Origin of the sequence: Prevotella sp. (assembly GCF_036570325.1) — a bacterium.
Lineage (GTDB): Bacteria > Bacteroidota > Bacteroidia > Bacteroidales > Bacteroidaceae > Prevotella.
In genome coordinates, this window is sequence record NZ_DATCYK010000104.1 from 1 (window position 1) to 7,087 (window position 7,087).

Annotated in this window: 9 protein-coding genes; 6 read left to right on the plus strand and 3 right to left on the minus strand. The window is 48.0% G+C overall.

The annotated features are described in order from the left end of the window. The 3 genes from VIR50_RS10050 to VIR50_RS10060 all read right to left on the minus strand — a co-directional run. Positions 1 to 1,172: YWFCY domain-containing protein (locus VIR50_RS10050; protein ID WP_331934995.1), on the minus strand; the 1,172-nt coding region annotated here is incomplete at its 3' end. A 66-nt stretch (positions 1,173 to 1,238) separates the two neighbouring features. Further along, on the minus strand, positions 1,239 to 2,519 hold the full coding sequence (gene mobB / locus VIR50_RS10055; RefSeq protein ID WP_331934996.1) for a conjugal transfer protein MobB: 1,281 nt from the start codon (positions 2,517 to 2,519) through the stop codon (positions 1,239 to 1,241). Beyond that, complete coding sequence (locus tag VIR50_RS10060) at positions 2,516 to 2,938, minus strand: plasmid mobilization protein (RefSeq protein WP_331934997.1); 423 nt, start codon at positions 2,936 to 2,938, stop codon at positions 2,516 to 2,518. Before VIR50_RS10060 ends, mobB begins: the two co-directional genes overlap by 4 nt. A gap of 536 nt (positions 2,939 to 3,474) precedes the next feature. Here VIR50_RS10060 and VIR50_RS10065 point away from each other — a divergent pair. From VIR50_RS10065 to VIR50_RS10090, 6 genes are all read left to right on the plus strand, one after another. Next, positions 3,475 to 4,254, plus strand: a complete 780-nt coding sequence (locus VIR50_RS10065; RefSeq protein WP_331934998.1) for a ParA family protein — start codon at positions 3,475 to 3,477, stop codon at positions 4,252 to 4,254. Between the two features lie 9 nt (positions 4,255 to 4,263). Beyond that, a complete protein-coding gene (locus VIR50_RS10070; protein ID WP_331934999.1) occupies positions 4,264 to 4,776 on the plus strand; it encodes a DUF3408 domain-containing protein in 513 nt (170 codons plus the stop codon). A 33-nt stretch (positions 4,777 to 4,809) separates the two neighbouring features. Next, positions 4,810 to 5,604 (plus strand): hypothetical protein, encoded by a 795-nt coding sequence (locus VIR50_RS10075; protein WP_331935000.1) that lies wholly within the window; start codon positions 4,810 to 4,812, stop codon positions 5,602 to 5,604. A 155-nt stretch (positions 5,605 to 5,759) separates the two neighbouring features. Continuing rightward, complete coding sequence (locus tag VIR50_RS10080) at positions 5,760 to 6,065, plus strand: DUF4134 domain-containing protein (protein ID WP_331935001.1); 306 nt, start codon at positions 5,760 to 5,762, stop codon at positions 6,063 to 6,065. A 2-nt stretch (positions 6,066 to 6,067) separates the two neighbouring features. Then, the gene (locus VIR50_RS10085) at positions 6,068 to 6,403 is read left to right on the plus strand and encodes a DUF4133 domain-containing protein (protein WP_331935002.1); all 336 of its coding nucleotides are present in this window, start codon (positions 6,068 to 6,070) and stop codon (positions 6,401 to 6,403) included. Then, positions 6,400 to 7,087, plus strand: a 688-nt coding sequence (locus tag VIR50_RS10090; RefSeq protein WP_331935003.1) for a TraG family conjugative transposon ATPase, incomplete at its 3' end; no start/stop codon positions are given. The genes VIR50_RS10085 and VIR50_RS10090, both read left to right, overlap by 4 nt.

The following is a 7,087-nucleotide window of genomic DNA, read 5'->3' on the forward strand; positions in this document are numbered from 1 at the left end:
TTGGCACTGGCAATCTGTCCCTGCAACTGATCCTGTGCGCCACCCTCCCACGCATCCATAAAGGGAGAAAGGTAGTTGGCAAGCTCATCATAGGAAGTGAGTATCGGGAATATCTGTGCGTAAGGGCGGTTCAAAAACTCGATGGCATGAGGAAAGGTACAATACTTGCCATTCTCATATATTTTCAGAAACCAAATGATGGCAGCCAACAGGATAATCGGCGACTCCACAAAGAAATCACCCTGCTTCTGTATCCACGAACGGTTCAGATTGAGCATGATGGTGTAGGCACTCTCGTAGGCATCTGATATATCCGTCATAAAGGCAGGATTGATGGGATTGCAACGGTGGCTTCTGCGTGGATCGTCAAAGTTGATAACATAGAACTGCGGCTTTACCTTATAGGCTTCCAAATGATGAAGCAGGTGATTGTAGGCTATTTCGGAAAGGTCTGGAAACTTGTAATCGTAGATATACATGGCAAAGCCTTTCTCAATCTGCTGCTTGATGTAGTTGTTCACGATGGCGTAGGACTTACCAGAACCGGGTGTACCGAGCACCATCGAGGCACGGAAGGGATTGACCACGTTAATCCAGCCCTTGTTCCACTTCTTCTTATAGTAGAAGCGTGTAGGAAGGTTTACCGAGTATTCATTTTCCATCAACCTCGTCTCCTGCATGAAACTCTCATTCTCCGTGTTGAAAACATCGTCCATCAGATTATTTTTGAGCAGTCGGCTCATCCATACGCCACCCATCAGCAGGCAGATATAGCCAACGGACAGTGTGAAGATATAAAGTGTAGCAGCCTCGACCTTACCGATGGGCAATGCCAGCAGCCACCAGTTGAGAAAGAAAAAGACGAAGCCTGAGAAAAGCACCGTCCAAATCTTTGGCCATGTGATTTTCTCTTCTTTCACGCCTTTCGTCCCTAAACAGGATAATGCAAGAAATATCACACAAAAGAGTTTTGTCCAAAGGATGGATGAGAACAAGCCCGTTGTACGCTGGAAGTTCATCAGTATCTTGTTGATGATACCAAGCGTAAAGTGCCACTCGTTAAACGCCTCGTAACAGAACCAATAACAGTTAATCAAGAGAAATATCACTGATATTCCCCTCATAAAGTCCATGACTTTACCCAATGCCCTTAAATCGTCTTCCTGTGCCATAATGCTATGTTTTTATAGCCTCCCCCAACCCCTCCGAAGGGAGGGGAGATGGAAATGCTCTTTTATTTAATGTTTTCTTCGTCTAAGTTTTACCTTACTTTGTTTGCGCAGTTTGCGTTGCCATGCCGCTTCCTTCCAATCATCGTTGCCCGTAGGTAGGAATGAACCATCTGCCATGTCCTCGATAAGTTCATCGACAAGGTTGTCTCCCTCTTGCGCATCTGATTGCAAGGGGTGAACGGTTGGCGATTGTTCCAAATGGGCATACGGACTACCATACAGCGTTTCATCCAAGAAGGGATTGTGATTAGGATTGTCGAAGTAGGCATTGAACGCATTGGCGGCATATCCCTTACCCAATCGAGAGCCATTGAGGGCAACGCCCTCTTTACCATCAATGAATGTGATACCATAGATACGCCCACTTTCATTTCTTCGGATAACCACACGCAAGCCCTGTTCCTCGAGTCTTTGTCGGAGTTTTTCTTTTGTATCGGGAGAAGTACGCATAACTTCCAATACCTTCCTTCTAACGGTTGGTATCAGTGGCTTGATGACTTGCTTCGATTTCTGTATCCTATTCTGTACGGCAGTATAGCCCACACCACGGCCGATGTCCGAGGCATGGATGGGTGTGCTTACCTTGTCGCCCTTATCATCAGTTGGAACATAAACCAGTCCGTCATACTTCTTTCCCCGAAACTCCGTCTTCACTTCTTCCACTGCAAGATTGTATGCGGAAAGAATGGCATTCAGTTCTCCTAATGAGCAGAAGCGATAACGCTTCAACACCATGCGGAGGGTGCTTGCCATCTGCTCCTTGACGTTTCCTTTATTAATATCCACCTTGGGCGTTTCTGTTACGGCTTTCTCGCTAACCTTTGAACTTGGGATAAGACCATATTTCCGCTCCAAGGCATCAGTTATCAGTTTACTTCTTTTGCCCTCGAATTTGTCATTGATTTTTCTTCTATTACTATCCACCCGAAGCGACACGATATGTATATGCTCACGGGCGATGTCGTTGTGCTTGAACACGATATAGGGTTGCTTGCCGTAGCCGAGTGCCTCCATATACTCCTTGGCAATCTGCACAAGAAGTTCATCAGAGAGTTTCTCATCCGGATGCGGATTGAGCGAACAATGAAACACCGTCTTTTTTGTTCGGCACTTCTCCGGGATAAGTGCTTGCATATCGGCAAATACTTCTGCCATCGTATAAGTTCCCTCTTTGTTTTGGTACAAGCCTTGGGCAAGAAGAACGCTTGCTTCCTCTTTTTCCACCTTCTTGAAGTTATAGCCAAGTGCTCCGCCAAGGTTCTCTGTACTTGAAATCTTCGCTATCATTTCTTGCGGTAGTCTATGGTCAGACGGATAGCCTGTTCCTGCAAGGTGATAATTTGATCCGAGAGTTTCTCCAACTTTTCAAGCAGAATCTGTGCGGTCTTCACGCTGTGATAACTGTTGATGGCACGCACGGTCTGGTTATAGAGCACTCCAATCTTATGGATTTGTGCCGTCAGTTCAGAGAGTTTTCGGTAATATTCCACGGCGGATTTATCCACCGTAATCACCTTGAAACTCTCTCCAAGAATACGACCGCGCACGAAATCCGACTTGGTTTCCGCGCCCGAACGCTGAAACAAATCTATCGCCCTCTGTTGGTCTTTCGGGTTGGGAAGCCGTACATGCCAGTTGTCCCAGCGGGGCTTTTCTGCCTTTTTTCGTTCTAAACGATAATATTCTGTACCTTTATTCATATTCATATGGTCTTCTAATTACGACTTTGGAGGAATTCATCTCCCCCATCGGGGCAAGGGTCTTTGTGGTACAAACAGCGGTTTGTGTTACAAAGACACACCTTGCCAATATCAAGAGTTGATACGATTGAAGTATCCACCCTTATGGGGTGTCTGCTTCGGGGAGTCACCTCCATGTTTTCTATCCGCCTGCAAAGTTACGGCGGATTTTCAAATGTCTCATTATCAGCGACATTCACTCTTTTTCCTTTCATTTCCCTGTACTTCACAGGCATGGAAATATCTATCGAAAAAGCGTTTATTTTGCAGACAGAACGAGCGGACAATCGTTCGGCAGTCCTATCGGAAGAACGACAAGACGGACGGTATCGCAATCGTTCCATTCGTCGTCAGACAGAACCATCGACATACCGACAAAACGATAAACAAAACGACAGACAGTTCGGCATATCGACAGACAGGAAAAACGATTATCCGTTCAAACGATTGGTCAAACAACCTGCCGTTCAAATAACAGATCAAACGATTAAAATATCTATTATATGGAACAGATACAGGCATTGCCCATATTTCTGGGCTTCTCCTCTCAAAAGGGAGGCGTGGGTAAAAGCACCTTGGCTGAGATTATCAGCAGCATCCTTTACTATGAAAAAGGTCTCCACCTTTTTGCAGTGGACTGCGACCTCTCGCAGGACTCCTTCTATAAGCTCCGTGAAAGGGAAAAGACCTGTATTGAGAGCGATCCGCAACTTTCCCTGCAGATGACACAATACTTTTCCTCTTTGGGGCGTACTGCCTACCGCATACTCAAGGCAGCCCCTAAGGATGCAATGGCAACGGCAAATGAGCATATCCGCAAGCATCCATCTGAGAAGTTCGATTTGGTCATCTTCGACTTTCCCGGTCATGCAGCTACCAGCGACCTTCTACAGCTCTCGCTGGATATGGACTATATCCTTTCGCCCTTAGAGCCGGACGTGCAGTCAATGGTTGCCTGTCTTACCTATATCAAAGCGGTAAACGACTTGGGCGTGTCCATGTCAAGTGCCCGTATCAAGGAAATCATTCTCCTTTGGAACAAGGTGGACCGGAGAGTAAAGAATACGCTCATTGAATACTACAGCAAGTATATCAGGAACGAAGATTACACGCTGCTCGACCAGCACGTCCATGCCACCCACCGCTTCAGCCATGAACTGGAGCAATACGGATTCCGTGGAGTATTTCGTTCCACTTACCTGCCTCCAAACAAAACCTTACGGACAGGGACCGGCATCGATGAACTGACGGAAGAACTGCTTGCCCACATCCAACTTAAATAAGACATCACTATGGCAAAGATACAGGAACAGAGGCAAAAACTTGAAGCCAAACTCAAGGAGATGGCAGAAGACGGGGTGATGAAAACCCCACAGAAAGATACATTGGCTTTTGACCCGCCCGATGAGGAAGATGCAGAGGAAAACAAGGCGGATGTCAGTCCCGTTCAAAAGGAAAAACAGCAACTGAACAAGGAGAAGATGCCCATCTTGGAAGAAACACAGGACAAGCCCTTGTACAAAAGCCGCGGGAAAGGAAAGGAGAAAAGTTCGGAATTTCCCTGGATTTCCTTTGAGGACTACCGCACACGCTATTTGCAATCCGTCCGCCTCCGAGAGCGAACCAACTTCACCATGAGCGTCGATACGCTTCAGGTACTGAGAAACGTCTTGCAGGACTTGGGCGAACGGGTGTCGATGGCATCCTACATCGACAACATCCTGCGTGAACACCTCAAGGAGCACAAGGAACTGCTCAACAATGCCACGGCAAAGCATCGGCGCAAGGTGGCAATAGACTTTTGAACAGAGAACCTACGACATATAAAGATTACCATTATGCAAACGATACTATTCAACATACTCCTGCTTCTGACAGCGGTATGGGTGTTCATTGGAATACTCTTCCTTTGGCAGCAGCTCCGCATAGCGTGCCGCAGATTGGAGAAAGCGTGTGAGAAGAAAGAAGAACGGAAACAGAGAGTGCCTTCTGTTACCCAAGAGCAAATCGAGCAGGCGCGACAAATGCTTGTCGGCAAAAGCAAATCATACGGTGAACGCCATGCAGAACGGTCAAAGACAATCAAGGAAGTTTCTTCTGACTTCCTCCAAGTTCCCGATACATCCTCAGAGAAAAATCCAGCCGATAATCCCAATACCTTTGCAGCGGAAAAATCTCCTTTGCCCGAAGAAACAGAAGAAACGAAAAGCACTGGTGAGGAGAACGAGATACAGATTGACTACACGATGGACGAGCCGGATGAGGACAGCATTATTCGTGAAGAACTGCAAATCGCCGACGCTGCGATGCCGGAAGTCTCACCGTCCGCCATCCTCGCACGCGACTTGGTTCGTGTCAATGGGTGGCACAAGGACGATGATACGCTTGACGGGGAAAACGAAGCCGAGGTGCAGGACACGCTGCAAAGCATTCGGGGCACGCAACTCATGGACTATATCAAGGAGGCAACGCTCAAGCAGGAGAAAGACCATCAGAAACTGCTCGCTGCCATCCGTAAGGCAGAGGAAGCGGAAATGATGAGCGAAGAAACAACCTATCCTGATAATGAAACAGCACAAGAGGGTGGTGATGTGTCGGAAGAAGCCGACCGTCCACTGTCCTATTATCTATAAAAATGATTTCTTGATTTTCATATTTCGGAGGAATGCGGGGGTGGCTCAAAAGTAAAACAATCAGCCAATATCTGTCATACGATAAAACCGAGCCATCCCCCGTCACCTCTATCCCCAAAACACAATTTATTCAACAACTTAAAATAAACAGCAAAATGAACAACAAAAAGAAAATCACAATGATGCTGCTCCTGATGGCTGCCGCCGCCACAGGAGCATACGCACAGGGAAACGGGCTGGCGGGCATCAACGAAGCCACCAAAATGGTAACGTCCTACTTTGACCCGGGTACAAAACTCATCTATGCCATAGGTGCCGTGGTGGGCTTGATTGGTGGCATAAAAGTGTACAATAAGTTCAGTTCGGGCGACCCCGACACGAGCAAGACTGCCGCCTCTTGGTTCGGTGCGTGTATCTTCCTCATCGTGGCTGCCACTATCCTGCGTTCCTTCTTCCTGTAACAATGGCTGAGTGGGAAATCAACAAGGGTATAGGTCGGACGGTGGAGTTCAAGGGCTTGAAGGCGCAGTACCTCTTCCTCTTTGCGGGAGGCTTGCTTACCGTCTTCATCCTCGTGGTCATGCTCTACCTCTGCGGAGTCAGCCAGATTGCCTGTCTGGTCATAGGCGTAGTGGGTGCCACCCTCGTGGTGTGGCAAACGTTCGCCATGAACCGAAAGTACGGGCAGTACGGGCTGATGAAGCAGGGAGCGGTGAGGATGCACCCACGCTATCTTGTGAACCGCCGTACCGTCTTTCACCTTATACGTAACCTTCGACCCAAAAGAAAGAAGAAATGAGAAATGTAAGCAAGATAACGACCTTGGAATCGAAGTTTCCCCTGCTTTCTATTGAGCAGGGGTGCATGGTGAGCAAGGATGCCGACATTACGGTGGCTTTCCGTGTGGAACTGCCCGAACTCTTCACCGTCACCTCCGCCGAATATGAGGCGATGCACTCGGCTTGGTACAAGGCAGTCAAGGTATTACCCAATTACAGCATCGTCCATAAGCAGGACTGGTTCATCAAGGAGGACTATCAAGGCAAGCTCTCCGACGGAGGGCTGAGTTTCCTTGCCCGTGCATCGGAGAGGCACTTCAACGAGCGTCCGTACCTGCACCATAGCGTTTACCTGTTCCTGACCAAGACCAATAAGCAGCGCATGGCACAGCAGAGCAACTTTTCTGCGCTCTGCCGTGGACACCTGCTGCCCAAGGAGATTACCAACAAGGACGAGGTGATGAAGTTCATGGAAGCCGTCGATCAGTTCGAGCGTATCATCAACGACACCGAACAAATAAGGATTATCCGCATGACGGAAGAGGAATTGGTCGGAACTGCTGAACATGGCGGTTTGCTTGACCGCTACTTTACACTCTCTGACGAGCAACACGCCTCTTTGGAGGATATAAGACTCGGAGCAGACCTTGTGCGTGTGGGCGACAATATGCTTTGCCTGCATACACTGAGCGACACCGATGATT